The organism is Halobacillus halophilus DSM 2266 (genome assembly GCF_000284515.1).
GTDB lineage: Bacteria > Bacillota > Bacilli > Bacillales > Halobacillaceae > Halobacillus > Halobacillus halophilus.
The window spans coordinates 934,189-956,560 of the sequence record NC_017668.1; the positions used below are offsets into that span (position 1 = coordinate 934,189).

Sequence of the window (22,372 nt, forward strand, 5' to 3'; positions counted from 1 at the left end):
TTTTTCAAAACTAGTCCCCTCTCCTCATCTTACTTGAAAGAAATAAACATGATCTTCCAATTATACACAACAAGGAGCAAACTTTGAAGTTTGCTCCTTGTTTTTATGAGGATAAAGATGTATACCTGTGTCACTCAAAGTGACTATTGGTCCATATAGTGAGCCAGTTTAGCTGCAGTGGAACGAGGGACGAATTTAGAAGCGTAGGCCATGGACTGGTTGGCTGCTCCTGGAACGATCACTCTTTTTCCTTTCACGAAACCGAGAAAGCCGGCTTTCGCTACATCTACAGGAGACATCGTGCTTTTTACCAGTTTTGTGTGCTCGGCTTTAGCCGTTTTGAAGAAGTTTGTATCGGTTGCTCCAGGGCAAAGGGTGGACACGGTAATACCTGTTCCGCGGAGTTCTTCGACTAATGCTTCAGAGAATGATAGGACGTAAGCCTTTGAGGCATAGTACACAGCCATCTTAGGCCCCGGCTGGAAAGCGGCGGTGCTTGCGACATTGATGACCCCTTTGGGTATATCAGGTAGAGGTGCTTTTTTAATATCCTGTAAGAATAAATGAGTTAATTCTGTAAGGGTGTTTACGTTGACTTGAAGCATTTTCTGTTGGTCGAGAAGGGGAAGTTCATCAAACTGACCGTTTAATCCAAAACCTGCATTATTCACAAGCACTTCCACTGTAAGCCCGAGTTCTTTCACTTTACTATAGAGAACTTCAGCGGCGCCAGGTTCAGATAGGTCATGAGGAATGATCGTGACGGGATGTTCACCTAATTCTTCTTTCAGCTGCATTAGTTTATCTTCAGATCGGGCGACAACAATAAGATTATAGCCTGATTTAGCAAACAGGCGGGCAAATTCGTAGCCGATTCCACCTGAAGCTCCCGTAATTAGAGCGGTTGGTTTCATAAATAGATCTCTCCTTCTGCAATAATAGTTTGCCCTCAGTCTATACCCGAACCAGACCAAGGACAATCTTCTACCTTAAGTATACCCAAAAACTGGATGACCTGAGGTGGAATATTTTGGTTGTGTAAATTTTTCATGATCAGGAGATCTCTTTGTGTTTCAGGGTATGGGCTGCGCCTGCGAGCAGGAGAATGATAAATAGGACAGCTGTTCCGGCGCTTCCCCACAGGGCGCTTGATAACTCTCCTGAGATTAAGGCATTTCTAAGGTGCGAACTGATTAGAGCCGGGCTCCATTCCACCACATGAGCAAAAATACTGCTAAGAAGATTCAAGGCAATCACGAGCGTTATCGTAAAGAATAAGACAAGACCGGCTGTTTTACTTAATGTATTCATAAAAATGCTGATGGTAAGAATGAGTGTCATCCATAAGCCGTAAAAGAAAACCATTCGCAAGAGGCTACTTGCTGATACTTCACCGAAGAGTAAATTCACATAATACCAGCTGGCCAATAGACCAGTAAAAATGGATACCCAGATGAGTAAGGCGTAGGCGGCCCACTTAGCCGTAACGTACGAGTGATAAGCAATCGGTTTTACCAGAATTAGTTCGGCAACGCCGCTTTTACGTTCGCCGGAAATGGTCCCCATCGTAATTAAAGCGATAATCAGCACTCCAATAAGATTCAGCTGAGAAACGCTCATCATGAAAACTTCGGAAGGGGGAGGTTCCGGCATTTCAAAAGTGGCACCCTCGGGAAGACCACCCGTTGCCTCCAGAATTTGAGGTAGATAATAAGTGGTGAGTGGATCCGTAATGGCAAGCAAAATGAAAAGAAGAGGGACCCAGATCCATTTAAAATTTCTCCATGACTCCAACAGTTCTTTATTGAATACGGTCAGCCACTGCATAACTTTGCACCACCTTCATAAACAGATCTTCAAGTGTTATTCTTCCCATTTCAAACTGAAGAAGCGGCCAGTGTTCCTGCAATGCCAGATTCAGTATGTTTTCTCGTGCCCGCGCCTGATCTGTAACGTACACGTCGAGCGTTTCTTTTATTATTTCCGTACGAGTAACCACGTCTAAAGGGTCCAGTTTCTGCCTGTAAGATTCGGGATTGTCTTCAAATTGAAGAGAAATTTTATCAACTTGATGCCTGGCTTTTAACGAAGAAAGTGAGCCTGACTCCACAATTTTCCCTTCATGCATAAGAAGAATTTCATCACTTGTTTCTTCAGCATCGTTTAAGATGTGGGTGGAATAAAGGATGGTTGCTTCCTTTTTCAATTCTTCCATTAAATTAAGTACATCACGCCGTCCAATCGGATCTAACGCGGAAACGGGTTCATCAAGCATCAACAGCTCAGGCTTATGAATCAGTGCCTGCGCTATACCAAGACGTTGCTTCATTCCCCCGGAATACTTGGAAATCCTTCTATTCCTTACTTCAAAGATTCCAACTCTGGTGAGCAGCTGGTCCGCACGGGAAGCGGCTTCTTTCTTAGATAGGTGAGCCAGCTTACCGGCGTAGATAAGAAATTCTCTGCCTGTCATCCATGAGTGGAAATGAGGATGTTGAGGGAGATAGCCGATATGACGGCGAATATCACCGAAGTGCTCCCCTAAAAGTTCCACTGTGCCGCTTGTAGGGGAGATTAATCCAGCCATCATTCGAAGAGCAGTTGTTTTTCCGGCTCCGTTTGGTCCAAGAAGGGCAATACACTTCCCGGATGATAATGTAAAAGAAATATCATCAACCGCCCGGTTACTCTGATAGACTTTGGATAGATTTTGTACCGTAATCACGCGTCAAACCTCCTGCCGAAAATAAAGTAAACGATAGGACCTAGTGTGTTGAAAAGGACAATTACCAACGCCCACACCCATTTCGGTCCGTTTGTTTCTTCTGTGCGAATTAAACTGATTAAGGCAGCAATCATAAGAATGATTTGTATGACGATAAGAGGAGCAATGATAGCTAGATTTTCCTGTAAAAACTGGATAGCATTCTGCATCATGAACATACTCACAACCCTCCTTTCATGTTAGTTGCTAGGAGACGGGTTTAGTGTGACCGCTGTTCCATAGGCCATGATCTCGGAAGCGGAACTTGATATGCTGGAAGTCTCTAACCGTACGGCTATAACGGCGTCTGCACCTTTCGACTCTCCGTGCTCTATCATCCGTCCGATAGCCTGCTGGCGAGCCTGATCCATCATATTGGTATAGTCCGTAATCTCTCCTCCGACCAGGTTTTTTAATCCAGCCATGATATCACGGCCAATATGTTTAGACTGAACCGTGCTGCCTCTTACAAATCCTTTTAACTCTTTAATCTCATAACCTGGAATAAAGTCAGTAGTCACGATAATCACGTTGATCTTCCTCTCTTTTTTCTTTTTTTCTTTCAAGAATTAATCTGTATAGGATGATGATTAAAAGTAAATAGGAACTTAATACAAGGGCAATTCCTGCCCCCAGATGAAAAAAGAGGAGCCCATATCCCAGTAACTGAGCGGTTATAGCCAGGGTGATCAGCAGAATATTCATGAATGATCTGACCCCTTGGTGTTCTTCTTCTCACTCCAGACGGTTTTAGTGAGGATCAAGTATACCAGGCTTGGAATTGGAAATTGAATAAGTCCTATAATTCCCCATAACCAGGGGGCTTTGCCTCTTTTTCTTGCTTTAATGTAAAGAATAGAGCCTTGTGTAATTAATATAATCCCGATTAACAAAATCCCCCACAATGGGATTTCTTCAGGTCCATAATGCTTCATGATCGCCACGCCACTGTTCTGGAGTTTTCCTTAAAGTAGTAACCGAATAGAACGATAACGGAAAGCAGTTGAATTCCTATAAATACAAGCGGGGCGTAAACCACACTGACAGCTAAGACGCTAAGGCAAAGGATAGCCGTAAGCCAGAGGAGAGCGAGTTCGATCCACAGCCTCTTATACCAGGCTTCGGTTTCCTTCTGAACTAAATCAGTAAAGTAAGCAAGGGAAGGTTCCTCAACTTCAATCTCTTTATCCATTTGATGGGCAGTTGTTCGCAGCAGGCTGTCTATGTTCTTGTCATCCTTCATGGTCGCAGAGCTCCTCTCTTAACTGTTTAAGCCCATAATGGACTCTGGATTTCACCGTTCCTGTTTTAACTTTCGTCATTTGAGCAATCTCCTCATAGTCATAGCCGTAGTAATGTTTTAATACAATAGGGATGCGGTACTGGTCCTCCAATTGAAGCAGGGCCTGCTGCACGTCATACCATTCGGCAGGTATGGAGTCGGTCATTTCCTCCCGCTTCAGGCGTGCGGTTTCGGATTGTTCATAAGTGAAGGCTCGCTTTTGTTTTCGTTTGATGTCCAGGTACGTATGAGTGGCAATTTGGATCAGCCATGATGAGAAGGAGGACTTTCCTTTATATTGACTAATTTTCTGGATCGCTTTTACGAGCGTCTCTTGGGTTACGTCGTAAGCTAATTGCTCATCGCCGCTCATCTTCCACACGTATTTGACAAGGAAGGAGTAATTTTCTTTGAGCCGTTTAGCTAAAAGTTGTTGGTCTCCCTGCTTAGCAAGTTGAATGTCGTTAGAATCCATCATCATTCCTCATTTCCGACTTACTTATAAGACGAACAGCCAGCAGAATTCGTTCAAATTTTATGTAAAAAATTCATCAACTTCTTTTAAAGAGGCTCTGTAAAACTTCTAAGTTGATTTTTCAGGCCCTGCGTCGTGTAGGGACGCTGTAAAGTGAGTTATTTTCTTACCAATTTTAATCCTTTGATGGCAACGGCCCCAAACATCTCGAAACTGTGTAGATAAGGGAACGGACAGAAGGTTGAATACTTAGCCAAACGCCGATGGTTGACATTATTGTCTGAATTTTATAGACTATTTAAAAGTGATCAGAATAAAGCATAGTTGAGATGAGAATGAGAGCCGTAGAGTTGAGGTTTCTAGGATGAGCATAGCTGAGTGAGCACAGGGATCAACAGACGAAGGAGCTGGAAGATTGCCTGGCCGATATAGAAGTATATTTATCATCCTCTTATATTTATCCTCTCAACGTCTCATTCTCCATAAATTTATATGGAGAGGTGAGCCCATGACCACGTACGAAAGATTTATCCAGGATGCCCGCGAGCATCAGACCATTCCCGTAAGCCAATCTTTTTTTACCGATACGTTAACCCCTATCCACATGTTTCATGCGCTCAATGATGAAGCTGTTTATATGCTGGAAAGTCAGGATCCGGAATCACCCTGGTCGAATTATTCCTTCATTGGCTTAGACCCGATGATGGAAATAAAAGAAGACGAGGCTGCTTTTGTGATCTCTGATTTTCAAAAAAAGACCAAAGAATCGGCTGCTACTTTTAAAGAAGCGTTTAACCATGTGGTAAACACTCTGAATGTAAAACCGGCCGATGTACCACTTCCTTTTAAAGGCGGGGGAGTTGGATACATCAGTTATGATGCGATTTCCGATTATGAGCCAGTGCCTCGCGCCATTCAGGACGAATTGAACTTATCTAATTATCATTTATTATTTTGCCAGACGCTAATTGCGTATCATCACAAAACAAAGGAAGTAACCATTTTAACGTATGCAAGAGTCGATAACGAATCGCTCTCTTCTACTATATATGAACAATCCAGACAGCGGATTAAAAAAGTGCAGCAGCGACTAATGAACCACCAGGGACTGCCGGATTTAATGCTTGCCGGTGACTTGGAAGAAGATGCAGGTGTGGAACTCGACAGCAATTACCATCCTGATCAGTTCAAGAGCGATGTAGAGAAGATTAAAGAATACATCCGAGCTGGCGATATATTTCAAGCTGTATTATCCCAACGCTTTCACACCGTCACAGAGCGGAGCGGTTTTGAATTGTACCGCGTATTAAGAAACGTCAATCCTTCTCCTTACATGTTCTTTCTGAAGTTTAATGATGTAGAAGTAATTGGAAGCTCTCCAGAGCGTTTACTGGAAGTGCAGGAAGGGAAACTTGAAATTCACCCGATCGCAGGTACGAGAAAGCGTGGAGCCACTCAGGAAGAAGATGACGCTCTCGCTGAAGAACTTTTAGCAGATGAAAAAGAACTGGCGGAACATCGCATGCTGGTCGATCTCGCTCGCAACGATATCGGACGGGTAGCTGAATTTGGTTCGGTGGATGTTACCGAATATATGACCATCGGGCGATTTTCAAAAGTTATGCATATCATCAGTAAAGTCGTAGGGCAGCTGAGATCAGACATTTCACCCATTGATGCCGTAAGTTCAGCCTTCCCTGCTGGAACGTTATCCGGAGCCCCTAAAGTGCGGGCGATGCAGATTCTTAGGGAGCTTGAGCCCACCCCTCGTAACTTATATGGCGGCGGAATCTTGTATTTCGGTTTCGATGGCAATATCGATTCCTGTATCACGATCCGGACGATGACGCTGGTCGGAAAAGATCTCTATATTCAGGCAGGCGCCGGGATCGTTGCCGACTCAGATCCAGAGACGGAATTTCAGGAAACGTTAAGTAAAGCAAGTGCCCTTAAGAGAACGATTCAAATAGCTGAGCAAGTATTTGAGACGAGCAGAGAAGGAGTGGAGTACAAATGAACGATATCTTAAAACGAGTAGTATCCGGAGAGACTTTATCTGAGAAGGAAGCTTTTGCTACTATGGACGCCATCATGAAGGGAGAAGCGACTACAGGACAGCTGATGAGCATGCTGAGCGTCATGAGCTACCGCGGAGAAACGGTCAATGAGATGACCGGCTTTGTCCAGGCGATGCGAGAGAATATGACGAAGCTTGATGTTCAGGATGATTCTGTTGTGGACACGTGCGGTACAGGAGGCGATGGAGCTTCTACGTTTAATATTTCGACCGCTGTTTCTATTATTCTTGCCAGCATGGGTGTGAAGGTAGCGAAACACGGCAATCGTAAAGTATCCTCCCGAAGCGGCAGTGCCGATGTGCTTGAAACACTCGGTATTCCGATCGATACAACTCCCGAGGAAGGCGCTAAAGCTCTACAGGAAAAAGGAATGACGTTCATGTTCGCTCCTCTGTATCATCAGGCGATGAAGCACGCAGGTCCTGCCCGTAAGGAACTTGGTTTCCGTACCGTTTTCAACCTGCTTGGACCAATGTCCAACCCGGCGAATGCACGCCGTCAGCTAATCGGCATTTATGACACAGCCTATGCGGAGAAGATGGCCGAAGCGCTGTACAACCTTGGTTCGAAACACGTGCTGTTAGCGACAGGCCGTGATGGGTTAGATGAAATAACCATAACCGGAATTACCGACCTGGTTGAACTGAAAGACGGAACCATCAGCCGTACGACGGTGACCCCGGAAGACCTCGGTCTTACCAGAGGAAAACTCGAAGATATACAAATAGAAAAAACAGAACAAAGTGCAGCGATGATTGAAGCGGTGATGCTCGGTAACGCGAACGAAAGCGCAACGACAATTGTCACCATGAACGCAGCAGCCGGTCTTTATGTAGCAGGGAAAGCCGAAGACCTTCGTGACGGAGTTAAGCAAGTTCAAGAGGCCATCCAGACAGGGGTAACCCGTCGTTACTTTGAATCTGTAGCAGTGGAAAGGGAGGATCGCCAGTATGCTTGAGACCATTCTAGCTGTGAAGCGCCAAGAGGTAGAACGCCTCTTCTTACCAGAAGAACAATCATTTACAAACTATTCACTAAAGGAATCCTTGAAAAATTCTCCCCATTTGGCAGGACTGATTGCAGAGGTGAAAAAAGCCTCTCCGTCTAAAGGAATCATCCGTGAAGATTTCAATCCTGTACGGATCGGACATGAATATAACCAGGCTGGTGTTCAGGCGATTTCTGTACTAACGGACCAACACTTTTTCCAGGGCCATCGGGACTTTTTGACAGATATCAAAAAAGTGGTGGACGTTCCCGTTTTACGCAAGGACTTTATCATCGACTCCATGCAAATTGCGGAGAGTGCCTATATTGGAGCGGATGCCGTACTGTTGATCGGTGAAGCACTGGAGGCGGAAAAGCTTCACGAACTTTATCTGCAGGCTCAGGATCTGGGCATGGAAGCGTTAGTGGAAGTTCACAGTGAAGAAACACTGGAAAAGGTGCTGAAGGAATTCACTCCGGAAATCCTTGGCGTGAACAACCGTAACCTTCATACCTTTGAAACGAAGCTTTCTCAGACGAAAAGGATGGCGGAGCTTGCTCCTAAAGAATCCCTTCTTGTTTCGGAAAGCGGCATTTTTACAAATGAAGACTTACGCGAAGTAGTCGGCTACGGAGCTGAAGGAGTACTTGTCGGAGAATCACTTATGAAACAGGCTGACATTAAGAAAGGTGTTCATGACCTAATGACGGGAGTCAATGTGTTATGAAGGAGCCTATCATTAAGTTCTGCGGCAACCGCTCCTTATCAGATCTGACCAAAACCACCTCTTCCAGTGCCACACACGTCGGTTTCATTTTTGTTAGAAAAACGAAACGCTACGTACGCCCGGAGCTGGCCGGTCGCTGGGTGAGACAGATTCGTCCTAAGCAGAAGCTTGTCGGGGTGTTCATCGATCCAAGCATTGAAGAAATAGAGGAAGTACTTCATTTTGTTCCACTCGATGTTATTCAGCTGCATGGAAACGAAAAGGTCTCTGATTTGTTAAAAATAAAGGAATCTTTCGGCCTTCCTGTATGGAAGGTCATTCATCACCAGCAAAATGGGAAAAATCAAATGGAAGTGTTCCAGGGAGTTGCTGACGGCTATCTGATTGACTCAAAGATAAAGGGAGTCTCAGGCGGCACAGGTGTCCGATTTGACTGGGAAGCGATTCCGGAGTATCGCGATATAGCTTTTGAACAGGGAGTTCCCTGCCTGATTGCCGGAGGAGTTACGCCGGAAAACGTGGCAGAATTAATTGCCTACCGTCCGGAAGGAATCGACATATCAAGCGGTATCGAAAAAGATGAACAAAAAGATCTTAGTAAAATACAAGCGATTACGAAAGAGGTGGAGCGGAATGTTGCAAGTATTTCCAGACGTTAAAGGCAGATTCGGTGACTTTGGAGGCAAATATGTACCTGAGACATTAATGGGACCTCTTCAGGAACTGGAAGATGCTCTTGATCAGGCTATGGAGGATCAGGCTTTTCATGATGAATATCATCATGTACTTGAAGAATATGCGGGCCGTCCTACAGCTCTTACGTATGCGGATAAAATCAGTGACTATTTAGGCGGAGCCAAGATTTATCTGAAGCGTGAAGATCTGAACCATACTGGAGCGCATAAATTGAACAATGCGATCGGCCAGGCCTTGCTTGCTAAACGAATGGGCAAGGAAAAGATCATTGCCGAAACAGGTGCCGGCCAGCACGGCGTGGCGTCAGCAACGGTAGCTGCTAAGTTCGGGCTTAAGTGCAAAGTGTTCATGGGCGAAGAAGACATTCGCCGTCAGGAATTGAATGTATTCCGCATGAAGCTTCTTGGAGCGGAAGTCGTCTCCGTTTCAAGCGGTAATGGAACGCTGAAAGATGCTACAAATGAAGCGATCCGCTATTGGGTAGCCAATTGTGAAGACCACTTCTATCTAATTGGTTCTGTGGTCGGTCCTCACCCGTATCCACGCATGGTCCGTGATTTCCAGCGGGTCATCGGGGACGAATCGAAGAAGCAGTTCCTTGAAGTGGAGCAGGAGCTGCCGAACCGCATTTACGCCTGCGTAGGCGGAGGGAGTAATGCGATGGGAATGTTCTACCCGTTCCTTGAAGATGACGCAGAATTAATCGGTGTGGAAGCTGCCGGCCGCGGAATTGACACCCCGGAACATGCAGCTACGCTTACCAAGGGTGCTCCTGGCGTTATCCATGGTTCCCTTACGTATTTGATGCAGGATGATAATGGACAGATTACAGAACCTTATTCCATTTCTGCTGGTCTCGATTATCCGGGCATCGGCCCTGAACACGCTCATCTGTTCCAGACGAAACGAGTACGCTATGAATCTATCACGGATAAAGAAGCCTTAGATGCTCTTCGCCTGTTAACGGAATGTGAAGGAATTATCCCGGCTATTGAAACCGCTCATGCGCTTGCTCAGGCTTTCAAAGAAGCCGGCAGCATGTCTAAAGATGAAACTATATTAATTAACCTGTCCGGCCGTGGAGATAAAGACATGGCGACGCTGATGGAACATTTCGAGGAGGAGGTTTAGTATGCTGACGAAGACATCGTTTCAAGGAAAGTTAGAAAAAACGGAGGACCTGTTCATCCCTTTTCTCGTAGCGGGTGATCCCAGTCCATCCATGACGATCGCATTCGCACTTCGTCTTCAGCAGCAGGGCGCCGACGTACTGGAACTCGGTGTCCCTTACTCTGACCCTCTTGCAGACGGACCAACGATTCAACGCGCGGCGAGACGAGCTCTTAATGCAGGAATGTCGCTGAGAAAGGCGATTGAACTTGTCCCACAGCTTCGGAAGCACGGTCTTACCATTCCGGTCGTTATTTTCACCTATTACAATCCAGTCTTAAGACTCGGCCATGATCAGTTTTTCGAATTACTCGAAGAAAATGGAGTCGAAGGCGTGCTCATTCCCGACCTTCCATTTGAAGAAAGTGAAGAGATTCGAGGTCAGGCAGAATCCAAAGACATTGAATTTATCTCTCTGGTAGCTCCAAACTCTGAGCAACGTATCAAGCAGATTGCGGAAAACGCGAAAGGCTTTCTATACTGTGTGTCCACGCTTGGGGTAACGGGCGGAGAAAACAAGATGACAGGAGAATCGCTGGCTTTTATTAAAAAAGTGAAAGAATACAGTCCGGTTCCTGTCGCAGTAGGCTTTGGCGTTTCTACCAATGAGGATGTAAAAATTGTACGTGAACATGCGGACGGTGTCATTATTGGCAGTAAAATAATTCGTTTAATAGAAAACGAGCTTGATAAAATTAACAGCGGCGAGAAAAGTGGGGCTCTGAAGAGCTTTTCAAACAGCATTGCTGAACTTGTTAAATAAGCAAATCAGCAGAGAGGAGTGGAGCTGAGTGATTTACATGATTGATCATTATGATTCGTTTACCTACAACCTGGTCCAGTATTTAGGAGAGCTCGGGGAAGAGGTTCTAGTCAGGCGTAATGATGAAATCGATATAGCAGAGATAGAAGCAGTAGAGCCAGACTTGATTTTTCTTTCACCGGGGCCATGCTCCCCGGATGAAACAGGCCAAACCCTTGAAGTGATCGATTACTTTAAAGGCCGCACACCCATCTTTGGCGTATGCCTTGGTCATCAGTCCATCGCCCAGGTATTTGGTGGACAGGTTGTACGTGCGGACAAACTTATGCACGGAAAAGCTTCCACGATTTTTCACGGGGGTCGTGGGATTTATGAGGGGTTAAACAATCCTATGGAGGTCATGCGCTACCATTCTCTCATTGTGGATGGTGAAGACCTTCCTGAATGTCTGGAAATAACAGCTACTACGATCGAAGGAGAAATTATGGGTCTTCGTCATTTAGAATATCCTATTGAAGGGGTCCAATTTCACCCTGAATCGATCGGTACCAATGATGGCAAGCAGCTATTGAAAAATCTACTGGAAAATCGTATAAAAGCATTGATTTAAGAGGAAGCGGGTGTCTAATTCATAGATATCCGCTTCTTTTTTGTAGTACTATTGAATCATTTTCAAAATAGATTTTATTATGATTTCGCTTCATTAATTAGAAATTTCATAAAAATCATACAAATTTTTCATCCTATGGCGTTATCGCTTTCAAAATAGATTGTGAAAATATTCCATCCGTCAAAAATGGCTTAAAATGGCTCTAAAGCCATATGAAATTGCTATTTTCACAATCTTTTAAAGTGTGATAAATTAAATATCGTTGTGTTCAGAGAGCGCTTAACTCATCGGCCGATGCAATAAAGACGACTCAGCAAAGAACCAGCAACTAATACATCAGGAGATGATTGAGTAGTTATGGAATTACAGCAAAATCCGAATTTATTATGGTTCATAGTTATATATGGTTTAATTATGGTTGGCATCGGTATTTTTATGTCCAAAAAAGTAGCCGGCAGTGAAGATTTCGTCTTAGCAGGGAAGAGCCTTGGGCCCTTTGTTTTAATGGGAACCCTGCTTGCCACCTGGACAGGCAGCGGCAGTATATCTGGCGGAGAGACGTCCATGGCCTTTAGTTACGGCATTCTTCCATCTTTGATGATGATGCTCCCAACGTTAGTCGGTATTATCATTCTCTATGTAGTTGCTCCCAAAATTCGTGCGTATGGAAAATTCACGGTATCAGGAATTCTGGAAGCAAAATACGGGCGAACCTCCCGTAACATTGCGAGTGTCATTATCATTCTTGCCTATGTAGGTATCGTTTCTTATCAAATGAAAGGCTTTGGCTTTATACTTAATTTAACCACAGGAATGAGCGTACAGACCGGTACCATAATTGGCGCAGCTATGATTATCTTTTTAGCTATGATCGGCGGTCTACGTTCGGTTTCACAGACAGATGCCATCAGTGGTTTCCTCATGGTCGGTGGACTGATCATTACGGTACCGACAATTATAGCTGTCGCAGGCGGCTGGAGTGAAGTAGTTGCTAATGTTCCCGAATCTCATATGAGTTCTACTGGCGGGTTAACAACCATTCAAATGATCGGGTATTTACTTCCGTCCCTATTCTTATTATTAGGGGATCAGAATATGTACCAACGTCTGGCATCCTCCAAAGGGGACAAATCAGCTAAACGCGCACAGCTTGGCTGGCTGATTGCAATGCTTGTCATTTCACCTTCCATTTCACTGATTGCCTTCGCATCACGTTCTTTATTCCCAAATATTGATCCGGGTATGGCATTGATGGCTACCACGGTAGCGATGCCAATGGCTATTGGCGGAATTCTGCTTGCTGCCGCAGCGTCCTTTATTATCACAACAGGAAACTCATATCTATTATCTGCAGCTACTAATTTAACGTATGACCTCTATGGAAAATACGTAAATAAGGATGCATCGGATAGAAAGCTATTATCGATGACTCGTATCTTTATCGCAGCACTTGGGATTTTCTCTTACCTGCTCATCAGTTATTTCCCAACTGTACTGAGCGTTCAGATGTATGCGTACACGGTATACGGAGCAGGACTTACGCCTGCTGTCCTGGCAGTCTTCTTCTGGAAGCGTGTGAACGCAGTAGGAGGCGTATCCTCTATGGTGGCAGGAGTTGTAGCCACTCTTACATGGGAAATCATCCTGCAGAAGCCGTTTGAGGTCAATAGTGTAGTCGTGGCCGTGCCTGTAGCGGTCATTGTGTTGATTGTTGCCACTCTACTGACGACGAACAACTATCAAACGCGCAGTGTGACTTCTAATGCCTAAAATTAAAATGACTGTCGAGGTTATCTCGAGGCCACTGAAAAACCCCTTTCTACCCAGGGAAGTTGTGGCAGGTTGTTGTTGCTTCTCACGAATCGCTTGTCGGTGCATGCTTGCCGCGGGCACGGCCTAAAGCTAACTTGGTCAAGAATACCACTTGACCAAGTGGATCTTCGGCTCGCGCTGTTCCCGCAGGCGTCACCACCGAACGCTCATCGTGGAAACAAAGGGTATCCATTTAAAAAGAGGGGTATTCTGGAACTTATAAAAGTGAAAGAAAAGCGTGCTGGAGGGAAGCTAAACCCATCTAGCACGCTTTTTTTTGGAGTCTGCCTTTCATAAATTTTCAGTTTTTCAGCGACCTCGGTTATCTCGACAGTCTTTTTAATTTTGCATAGTAATTTCCTTACAAAAAATCTATGATTCAGGGGATGGCTACTGTGGGGAGGCACCGGCTATTTAAATCATACGGATAAGGCTGGTTCGTTTTTAGGAAGCGATGAACCCCAAAAAAATCCGCAATTAAGAACAAAAATGTAAGTCAATAGTAGTAAATATTATCTTTTGATGGTAAAATATGTCTTATACATAGAGATTAGGGGACTTTAAACAAGTCCATAGAATTAATAGAAAAGGTGCGAAATCTAATAATATCAATAGTTAGGAGGCGTATTTATACGTACATGCTTACGGCATGTTATTTCCCACTCTATTCTGTTCATTATCATATTTTTGTTCGTTATGTAGAATTTTGTCAAATTCAAACCGTGAAGTTTGTTCAGTAAAGCAGGAGGTAGATGAGCAATATGATTCGAGTCATGATTGTTGATGATCATAGCGTACTAAGAGATGGAATTGCGCTTGTAGTGAACTTAGCTAAGGGATTAGAAGTGGTTGAACAAGCCAGTACAGCAAATGAACTAAAGGAGAAAATCGGTCTTTGCCAGCCGGATGTTGTGATTATGGATATCCATCTTCAGGAGGAAAGTGGAATTGAAGTGACCAGATATGTGAAGAAGCACTTTCCCAAAGTTAAAATACTCATGTTGACCATTGCAGACGATGAGCAATACTTACAGAGAGCTTTAGATGCCGGAGCTGCTGGTTATTTGTTAAAAGATACTTCTAGTGATGAGCTTATTCATGGGATTATTAATGTTTACCGGGGTGACTGTGTGATCCCGCCTTCGATGACCAAGAATTTAGTTATGAACTATAAAAGAAGAAAAAATGCTATGACTTCGGATTCCCAACTTACGAAGCGTGAACACGAAGTATTGCATGAACTGACGAAAGGTCACACGAATAAGGAAATTGCCCATATTCTGTATATCAGTGATAAAACTGTAAAAATACACATCAGCAACATCTATCGTAAATTAAAAGTGAAAAGTCGATCTCAAGCCGTTCTTTATGCTGTTCAAAATAAACTGCTGCCTCCCGTGGGCGTGGATTAACCAGCAATTTTACAGGGAGATATAATCATCCATAACCAAACAAAAAAGGTTCCGATTATCGAAATTTGATAATCGGAACCTTTTTTGCGTGGTGGTGGAATATTAAAGCCAACTTGGAATCAATAGATATAGATGGACTAGTACCTTTGGTGTACATCTTCTATTAATTCTAAAGGCATATAAAAATACGCTGAACGGATAATGTTAAGAATATTCGAAATATAAGATGATAGATACAAGATAAACACGCAAGTAGAGAGGAGGATTTTATGAAACCCTGGCATCTGCGTGTGATTTCATTCATTTTTGTTCCTCTTTTCACTCTCAGTCTTGTCGTTTCATTACTTTCGCAGCTAGTCACAGACACGGAGGCTGCTTTTGTTTCCGAAGAAAAGCAGCAGATGACGATTTCTACAGCTTCTCTTTTTCCCGGCGAAGTAGAAGAAAAAGTAGCAGAATTAAAAGAGACTTACGAGCATACACACTCTCTTTTCCTCACCCTTTTAGAAGAAGACAAAGATTTAAAGGAACTCAAAGAAAGTCGTACTGAACTGAAAGAGAGCATGGAAGAGTTTGAAGCTTTACATAAAAAAGTAGTAAATCTACTTATTGCTCATAAGAAAGATGATCTTCCTTTTGTTACAGAGGGACTGGAGGAAATAGAGGAAGTGTTGGCTCGCTATAAAAAAATGGATATAGAACTAACGGATGAAAAAATAGAAGAAAAGGCGAAAGTAGAAGCAAAAGAAAAACGTAAAGAGCAGCAAGAAAAACAAGAAGAGAAAAAAGAAGAAGAATCAGAAGAAAAAAATACAGAACAAGAAGATAAAGACCAAGAAGAAAAAGAGGTAGATGATCCAAAAGAAAAAGAGCAGTCCTCTGCCAAAAAAGAAGAAGAAAAAGAAACAGAAGAAAAAAATGCGGAACAAGAAGATAAAGCTCAAGTAGAAAAAGACGAAGATGCATCGAAAGAAAAAGAGCAGTCCTCTGGCAAAAAAGAAGACAAAGCTAAGCCAGAGAAGGACATAGGCGACCCGAAAGAAAGTAATCGGGAAAAGACAGCGGAGTCGGATGAAGGTAAGTCCAAAAATAAAAAGGAAACGAATTCCCATACTTCCAAACAAGATAGTAAATCCAGCACTTCCGATTCTTCTAAACCGAAAAGCAACAAAGAAAAAGAGCAGGATAAGGCTTCTGCGAAAGAAGAGAAAGAAAAGCCTGCTGAGAAATCCACAACTGAAGATAAAAAGAATGAAAAAGAAGAAGAGCAAGAAGAAAAGGATGCTGCTGAAGTGGAAGCAGAGTCAGAGTCAAAAGATTTAAAGCAAGATCAATAGAAATCAGGAGGTTTCCACCATGAAAACGGTGTTAAAAGTTTGTAAGAAAATCATATCCGTGCTGACCGTTCTAGTTATTCTTACTTTGGCGGTGGTGGTTATAGCGGTAAAGGCCAGTGGAGGAGAACCGACCATTCTAGGTTATCAATTTAAAACGGTCCTATCTGGTTCCATGGAGCCGACGTTTCAAACGGGTTCTATTATAACCATTAAATTAACGGAAAAAGACCAGCAGTATTCAAAAGGTGATGTCCTCACCTTTATTGATAAAAATGAAAACCTCGTAACTCACAGGGTTACGGAAGTAAAAAAGGCGAATAATGAAACTCTTTATACAACTCAAGGGGATAATAATGATGGAGCTGATCTTGACCCTGTACTATCTGAAAATGTGGTGGGACATTATACGGGCTTCACGATCCCTTATCTGGGTCACATCGTAAATTATGCCGGCTCTAAATCCGGGGCAGCCCTGCTGCTGTTTGTGCCCGGTATCCTATTGTTTATCTATGGCGGTCTGACTTTTAGAAAAGCCGTCAATGACTTTAAAAAACAACATGAAACAGCCTCAACGAATCAATAAGTGTTCCACTTCTTATGTTTTCCATACATAAGAGTTTACAAATAAAAAGGAGGAGATGGAATGAGTTTTTTTAAGAAAGTAAGTGCTGGAGTGGTGACTGCGTCCTTAGGGCTATCATTAATGGGAGGAGGAACTTATGCATACTTCAGCGACACAGAAACGACCAATAATACGTTTGGAATGGGAACGTTAGATGTGTCGGTTGATCCGGAAGTAATTGTGGATGTGAATGACCTGAAGCCAGGGGACACGGTACTTAAAGAATTCAAATTAGGTAACGAAGGCACTCTTGATATCAAGTCTATCAGCCTATTAACAGATTATAATGTGATTGACGCTGAAGGTGACAATAACGGCTCAGATCTTGGGGATCACATTCGCGTAAACTTCTTGTGGAACTGGGATAAAGAAAGCGAGCCTGTTTTCCAAACGACCTTAAGTGAACTGCAGGGCATGGATCCTGACACAGTAGCGAAAGACGTATTCGATCCGCTATGGGAACAACGCGGTGGCTTAGATGTAGGCGATGAAGATACTCTATGGGTTCAATTTGAATTTGTTGATAATGGTGAAGACCAAAATGAGTTTCAAGGTGACGACTTGAATCTTACTTGGCAATTCCATGCAAATCAAACCGATGGTGAAGATTACGAGTGATCAGAGGGAGTTACTAATCTTGAATTAACAGGAGGGTGATTGGATGAAGAAAAAAGTAGTTTCATCGACACTTACGTTAACGCTAGCTCTAAGCGGTCTTGGTATCGGGGCCAGCAGTATCCATGCGGACGATTCAAAATTAAAAATGAATGAAAAGTATGGTACCCCGTCTTATATTATTGAAAACTGGGAGATGCCCAAGTTTTCATCCTTAACTAAGCAGTCGCATTCCGTAGAAGATATTGCTTTGTCTTATCTTAACTATCAAAAAGATAAGTTCAAACTAAAAGGAAACAGTAACGAGAATTTCAAAGTCCTAGATACTCAAAAAGATGCAAAAGCGGGTACTTCCCACGTGCGTTTAACTGAGCAGTATAAAGGAGTGCCAGTCTATGGGGCTCATCAGACTGTTACCCTGAATGAGGAGGATGAAGTAAAAGCCTTCTTTGGCAAGGTTGTACCGAATATGGATGAAAAAGGAATAGACACAAACGCTGAAATTACAGGAGAGCAAGCAATCGAAACAACTAAAGCTTCTATTGAGAAGGAAATCGGGGAGGTAGAGGCTTATGACGCACCACCTTCCAGTGAACTTTTCATTTACGAATTTGATGGAAAGTTTCAACTGACCTATTTAGTAAAAGCTTCAACCTCAGATCCTGAACCGGGTTATTTCCATTACTTCATCGATGCTAAAACAGGAGAGATCGTGGATAACTACAACGCGATTGATCACGTAAAAGCATTTGGAGAAGGGGTCCTTGGAAATAAAGAAATGTTTGAAGTGACTTTCCAAGAGGGAGATTACTACATGTTTGACGGGACCCGTGGAGACGGCGTTCATACATTCGATGCCCTCAATATGGAACCCGGATGGTTTAACCTATTTTCTCAATTGCTTGGTTACCATGGAGAAGAAGTCACGAGCGGTCATAAGTACTTTGGTGATGCGGCTGCAGTGGATGCTCATAAGAACGCAGGGATCGTTTATGACTATTTTAAAGAAACCTTCAATCGAGATTCATTTGATGGCAACGGGGCTAGAATGATTTCCTCCGTTCACGTAGGTGAAAACTGGAATAATGCCGCTTGGAACGGTGTACAAATGATGTACGGCGACGGGGACGGTGAAACTTTTATTCCGTTATCAGGAGCTGTCGATGTTATTGGTCATGAGTTGACACACGCTGTTACCGATCGTTCGGCTGATCTTGTATATCAGGATGAACCTGGTGCTTTAAATGAATCGCTGTCTGACATTTTAGGAGCCATGGTAGATCGGGATGATTGGTGGATGGGAGAAGACATCTATACGCCAGGAAAAGAAGGCGATGGTCTCCGTTCTCTGAAAGATCCATCTCAGGTGCCTCATCCATTTTATCCTGACAGGGGCTATCCGGATCATTATAGTGAATTGTACACCGGAGAGTTAGATAACGGTGGCGTCCATATTAATTCAAGTATTAATAATAAGGCTGCTTATCTAGTCTCGGAAGGCGGAACTCATTATGATGTGGAGGTAGAAGGAGTAGGAAGAGAGGCAACTGAACAAATCTACTATCGTGCTTTAACGAAATATCTAACGGCGACTTCAGACTTCAGTATGATGAGGCAAGCCGCTATCCAGTCAGCTGTTGACCTATATGGGGAAAATTCAATGGAAGTAAGTGCTGTTATGCAGGCTTATGATGCAGTTGGAGTAGAATAACCCAGATAAGAAGCTCTTTCAAACGAAAGAGCTTCTTTTTATATCTCCAAACTAACGTTTACAGTATCCTCCAAAAGAGGATAAGACCGCTGAAAGTGTTTTGCATAAAGTATAAGTTATAAGTTTTCCATCAGCTTTTTTGCGATCCGTTCATAATCGTCACGGTCAATTCCCGGGGCAAACTCTTCCGGCAGATCATCCAGATCAGGTATGGGGGCTCCTTTCGGTGTTCCCTGGATCACCTGTAAGGGCTCACCGCTTTCAGGATTGGTTCCTTTCCAAATCTTATTAATATCCTGATAATCCGTATCGCTCCACGTATAGAGAATGTTATCCAATCCCTGTTCAATAAACGGGCGGGCGTAGTCAAACTTGGAATTATCCAAATCAGGTACAGGAAGCATTTTTTTCACATCAACACCAGTGGCTATTTCAAGTGCTTTCGCATAAGCGAGCGCATGGGTGCCACCGCGTACTAATAAGTATCCAATCATCTCACGGGCCGTTGGATGATCTGTCATTTCATACACACGCATCTTATGCGTTCGGGCCCCAAGCTCCAGGAAAAAGTTATGCAGTAAATCTAAGACCAGGTTCCCGCTGTTAAAGACGTTGTCTCCTGTCCAGGCTCTGCCCATCGAATCACCTGGAAGAGCCGTCTGGGCGGTTGCAATAAACTGATACGTATTGCGTTTATTGAGCCCATTCTGCAAAGGTGCAATATCCGGATCTCCTGTAAACGTAATGCCGCGGGTTAATAGATTAATGGAATTGTTTACGAGTTCTACGTGACCGAATTCTTCCGCCGTAATGCTTGCCACCAGATCATAAAAGGGTTTGAACTTCTTTTTGTTACGAAAACCGAAGGACTGATACATGTAATTATTCAATGTGGACATTTCTCCGAATTTGCCGCCAAGCAATTCCTGTACGGCAGCGGCCGCATTAGCATCTCCATGCTCAGGAATCGTCAGAGCAATCTGCATACGATTGATGCGCTTAAACATAGCATCCTCCTTTTATCTTTGATCAGGGAAGACCCAGACAATCTGCTGCGTTCGAATGAAAAAAGGGGTTCCGCTTACTTCAACCACGATATGGTCCGGCATAACCGTTTTCAGCATTCCCCTCACAGAACCCTGAGTTGTCTGTACAACGACCGGCCTCCCCTGAATGGACATTAGTGTCTGGTATACATATGGATCGATCGCTGAATTCATCGACACATTCTGGGAATTCATTGGTTCATCTCCTTCACAGGTAGTCTCATTGATGTATATGTAAGAGGTGGACAAATAATAGTTATCCTGTTTAAGAATTTCTGTAATGAAAAATAGTTATTCATAAGAAAAGCAGCTTATCCAAGTGGATAAGCTGCTTTTACTGTTTCATAATAAATAGGCTCTGTAAAAGTCTATTGTTGATTTTCTTATAAGAGCTATTACGCAATAGGGCCGGTTACTGTAAGACTCAGTTTCGAGATAAATTGCGGAAAAAAGGGACTCCAGGGAACGGCTCGCTTTCCGCGGGCATGTGCTGAGTCTCCTCAGGCTGGCGCCTTCCGGGGCCTCACCTATCATGTTCACCCCGCAGGAAAGCGAGTTGTTTCCGTAGCCGCCCTCATCTATATTTGGCAACGGCCCCCACTATCTCGAAATCAAGTCTTCAAGTAAGGGGAGCTTACCTTTATTATTGATACTGAGATTTAACAGGGCCTATAAATAAAATAATCGAAATCGGCAGGTATGCTGCGGCCGGATAAATCCTGGCACTGCATACCTATAAAAGCTCCCGTAAAGAAACCGCCTCCGTCCACGTAATCATCTGATAGTTTATAAGATTCAAAGGTCAGCGGAATGCCCTGCCATTCCTCGCCATCAAAGGAATAGGAATAATAGTAAAAATTCTCTTTTACTTCAGATCTTAAATAAACGGAATCAGCTGAATCAGGAATGGAAACCGGCTCGTTCAAAGGCTGATCAAATGTAAAATTATCACATGTAGTCACATCGAGGACTTTTCCTCTATCCTCATCCCAGGTGATTTGCAGAGCGGTCCAGTTCCTGGTGTTGTAATAATTCACAAGTCCTGCTGCCTGCTGAAAGGAATCAGGTTCGAAATCAACTTTGGTTTCCGCTGTGAACTGAAAGTGCTGCCAGCGACGGGCGACATAAGCTTGAGTAAACGGAGAGGTAAGCGACTCTTTGCCATACAGGCGCAAGTGTCCTGGATTTTCTTCAAGAGAAAGTATCTCCTTCCCAAGAGGAATGCGCAGCGATTGAAAATGATGATTCAATTCCTTGTTCTCAAAATCATCCTTCTCATCGTAATCCTGCCCCCATGGGTGTTCGTCGATGGAGGGGCCTTCAATCGAGAGAGAGGGCTGGTTTCCACCTACTACATAAGGCCATTCGTTCCTCCATTCCAGGCGCTGAATGGCCGTCTCTCGGCCGAGCGGGCAGTATCCTCGCGGCTGGAGCAATGGTTTGTTTTCCGGTGTTAGCGGACGGCCAGTTAAGTGGACAAGGAACCATTCATTTGTATGCGTTTTCACTAAAGACGCATGCCCAGCCTTTTGAAGTGGATTTCTTGGATACGGCCACGTCGTGATCAGTGGATTGTCAGGATGCACTTCATAAGGACCTTCCAGATTTTCAGAGCGGGCGATGGTCGCCTGATGTTCAAATTTCGTACCACCTTCAGCTGTCAGCAAGTAATAATAACCATTCAGCTTGTAAAGGTGAGGAGCTTCGGTTAGCTTAACATCGGTTCCTTTAAAGATAATCTGTGGTTTGCCGATAAGCTTCTGTTCGCCATGATCATATTCCTGGAGCACAATGCCATAAAAGTTATGGTTTCTAATACGGTGATCCCACACCATGTTAACTAAGTATTTTTTTCCGTCATCATCGTGAAACAGGGAAGGATCAAAGCCTGAACTGTTCAAGTGGATAGGGTCGGACCATTGACCGTCGATTGTATCGCAGGTGACTAGATAGTTGTGACAATCCTTCCACTGTCCATCCACTACTTTTACATCGGTATAGATAAGCCAGAACTGCCCGTCCTCATAGGAGAGAGCAGGAGCCCATATACCACCTGAATCCGGATTGCCTTTCATATTCAACTGATTCAAGCGGTTTAATGGACGTGAAATAAGACGCCAGTTTTTTAAATCTTTGGAATGGTAAATCCCAACTCCAGGGAACCACTCAAAGGTCGAGACAGCGATATAATAGTCATCGCCGGCCCGGCAGATGCTCGGATCCGGGTTAAATCCAGTTAAGATCGGGTTTTGAATAGTTGACAT

General features: G+C 43.8%; 24 protein-coding genes. 13 read left to right on the plus strand and 11 right to left on the minus strand.

The genetic code is table 11. The features are described from left to right. Positions 1-143 precede the first annotated feature (143 nt). The 8 genes from HBHAL_RS04595 to sigY form a co-directional block, all read right to left on the minus strand. On the minus strand, positions 144-914 hold the full coding sequence (locus HBHAL_RS04595; protein WP_014642192.1) for an SDR family NAD(P)-dependent oxidoreductase: 771 nt from the start codon (positions 912-914) through the stop codon (positions 144-146). A gap of 139 nt (positions 915-1,053) precedes the next feature. Next, positions 1,054-1,827, minus strand: a complete 774-nt coding sequence (locus HBHAL_RS04600) for an ABC transporter permease (RefSeq protein ID WP_014642193.1) — start codon at positions 1,825-1,827, stop codon at positions 1,054-1,056. Next, positions 1,802-2,725 carry an ABC transporter ATP-binding protein gene (locus HBHAL_RS04605; protein WP_014642194.1) on the minus strand — a complete coding sequence of 308 codons (924 nt, stop codon included), beginning with the start codon at positions 2,723-2,725 and terminating at the stop codon, positions 1,802-1,804. Before HBHAL_RS04605 ends, HBHAL_RS04600 begins: the two co-directional genes overlap by 26 nt. Beyond that, positions 2,722-2,943 (minus strand): PLD nuclease N-terminal domain-containing protein, encoded by a 222-nt coding sequence (locus HBHAL_RS04610; protein ID WP_223254258.1) that lies wholly within the window; start codon positions 2,941-2,943, stop codon positions 2,722-2,724. Before HBHAL_RS04610 ends, HBHAL_RS04605 begins: the two co-directional genes overlap by 4 nt. Before the next feature lie 21 nt (positions 2,944-2,964). Then, positions 2,965-3,294, minus strand: a complete 330-nt coding sequence (locus tag HBHAL_RS04615; RefSeq protein ID WP_014642196.1) for a YbjQ family protein — start codon at positions 3,292-3,294, stop codon at positions 2,965-2,967. Continuing rightward, entirely contained in the window at positions 3,275-3,469 is a 195-nt protein-coding gene (locus HBHAL_RS04620; RefSeq protein ID WP_014642197.1) for a hypothetical protein, read from the minus strand. The genes HBHAL_RS04615 and HBHAL_RS04620 overlap by 20 nt, the downstream gene beginning before the upstream one ends. 226 nt (positions 3,470-3,695) lie before the next feature. Further along, complete coding sequence (locus HBHAL_RS04630) at positions 3,696-4,007, minus strand: YxlC family protein (RefSeq protein ID WP_014642199.1); 312 nt, start codon at positions 4,005-4,007, stop codon at positions 3,696-3,698. Next, on the minus strand, positions 3,997-4,521 hold the full coding sequence (gene sigY, locus HBHAL_RS04635; RefSeq protein ID WP_014642200.1) for an RNA polymerase sigma factor SigY: 525 nt from the start codon (positions 4,519-4,521) through the stop codon (positions 3,997-3,999). Before sigY ends, HBHAL_RS04630 begins: the two co-directional genes overlap by 11 nt. Before the next feature lie 508 nt (positions 4,522-5,029). On the opposite strand from sigY, the gene trpE reads away from it, so the two are divergent. From trpE to HBHAL_RS04700, 13 genes are all read left to right on the plus strand, one after another. After that, on the plus strand, positions 5,030-6,538 hold the full coding sequence (gene trpE / locus HBHAL_RS04640) for an anthranilate synthase component I (protein ID WP_014642201.1): 1,509 nt from the start codon (positions 5,030-5,032) through the stop codon (positions 6,536-6,538). Continuing rightward, positions 6,535-7,557 (plus strand): anthranilate phosphoribosyltransferase, encoded by a 1,023-nt coding sequence (gene trpD, locus HBHAL_RS04645; RefSeq protein ID WP_014642202.1) that lies wholly within the window; start codon positions 6,535-6,537, stop codon positions 7,555-7,557. The genes trpE and trpD overlap by 4 nt, the downstream gene beginning before the upstream one ends. Next, positions 7,550-8,314 (plus strand): indole-3-glycerol phosphate synthase TrpC, encoded by a 765-nt coding sequence (gene trpC / locus HBHAL_RS04650; protein WP_014642203.1) that lies wholly within the window; start codon positions 7,550-7,552, stop codon positions 8,312-8,314. The genes trpD and trpC overlap by 8 nt, the downstream gene beginning before the upstream one ends. Further along, complete coding sequence (locus HBHAL_RS04655) at positions 8,311-8,973, plus strand: phosphoribosylanthranilate isomerase (RefSeq protein WP_014642204.1); 663 nt, start codon at positions 8,311-8,313, stop codon at positions 8,971-8,973. Before trpC ends, HBHAL_RS04655 begins: the two co-directional genes overlap by 4 nt. Then, positions 8,948-10,141 carry a tryptophan synthase subunit beta gene (gene trpB / locus HBHAL_RS04660; protein ID WP_014642205.1) on the plus strand — a complete coding sequence of 398 codons (1,194 nt, stop codon included), beginning with the start codon at positions 8,948-8,950 and terminating at the stop codon, positions 10,139-10,141. The genes HBHAL_RS04655 and trpB overlap by 26 nt, the downstream gene beginning before the upstream one ends. A 1-nt stretch (position 10,142) precedes the next feature. Then, positions 10,143-10,943: a tryptophan synthase subunit alpha gene (gene trpA, locus HBHAL_RS04665; RefSeq protein ID WP_014642206.1), complete on the plus strand. Its 801-nt coding sequence runs from the start codon at positions 10,143-10,145 to the stop codon at positions 10,941-10,943. A 28-nt stretch (positions 10,944-10,971) separates the two neighbouring features. After that, entirely contained in the window at positions 10,972-11,553 is a 582-nt protein-coding gene (locus HBHAL_RS04670; protein ID WP_014642207.1) for an anthranilate synthase component II, read from the plus strand. 357 nt (positions 11,554-11,910) lie between these two features. Beyond that, entirely contained in the window at positions 11,911-13,323 is a 1,413-nt protein-coding gene (locus HBHAL_RS04675) for a sodium:solute symporter family protein (protein WP_014642208.1), read from the plus strand. Positions 13,324-14,126: 803 nt separating this feature from the next. Beyond that, a complete protein-coding gene (locus HBHAL_RS04680) occupies positions 14,127-14,777 on the plus strand; it encodes a response regulator (protein WP_014642209.1) in 651 nt (216 codons plus the stop codon). A gap of 269 nt (positions 14,778-15,046) precedes the next feature. After that, entirely contained in the window at positions 15,047-16,114 is a 1,068-nt protein-coding gene (locus tag HBHAL_RS21340; protein ID WP_014642210.1) for a DUF4047 domain-containing protein, read from the plus strand. Between the two features lie 19 nt (positions 16,115-16,133). Beyond that, positions 16,134-16,697, plus strand: a complete 564-nt coding sequence (gene sipW / locus HBHAL_RS04690) for a signal peptidase I SipW (protein ID WP_014642211.1) — start codon at positions 16,134-16,136, stop codon at positions 16,695-16,697. 60 nt (positions 16,698-16,757) lie between these two features. Beyond that, positions 16,758-17,354 carry a CalY family protein gene (locus HBHAL_RS04695; RefSeq protein ID WP_014642212.1) on the plus strand — a complete coding sequence of 199 codons (597 nt, stop codon included), beginning with the start codon at positions 16,758-16,760 and terminating at the stop codon, positions 17,352-17,354. 43 nt (positions 17,355-17,397) lie between these two features. Then, entirely contained in the window at positions 17,398-19,062 is a 1,665-nt protein-coding gene (locus tag HBHAL_RS04700) for a M4 family metallopeptidase (RefSeq protein WP_014642213.1), read from the plus strand. Between the two features lie 116 nt (positions 19,063-19,178). On the opposite strand, the gene HBHAL_RS04705 is transcribed toward HBHAL_RS04700, so the two are convergent. From HBHAL_RS04705 to HBHAL_RS04715, 3 genes are all read right to left on the minus strand, one after another. Further along, positions 19,179-20,069: a manganese catalase family protein gene (locus HBHAL_RS04705; RefSeq protein WP_014642214.1), complete on the minus strand. Its 891-nt coding sequence runs from the start codon at positions 20,067-20,069 to the stop codon at positions 19,179-19,181. Between the two features lie 12 nt (positions 20,070-20,081). Then, positions 20,082-20,303 carry a YuzF family protein gene (locus HBHAL_RS04710; protein ID WP_051005589.1) on the minus strand — a complete coding sequence of 74 codons (222 nt, stop codon included), beginning with the start codon at positions 20,301-20,303 and terminating at the stop codon, positions 20,082-20,084. A gap of 464 nt (positions 20,304-20,767) precedes the next feature. After that, positions 20,768-22,372: a glycoside hydrolase family 43 protein gene (locus HBHAL_RS04715; RefSeq protein ID WP_014642215.1), complete on the minus strand. Its 1,605-nt coding sequence runs from the start codon at positions 22,370-22,372 to the stop codon at positions 20,768-20,770.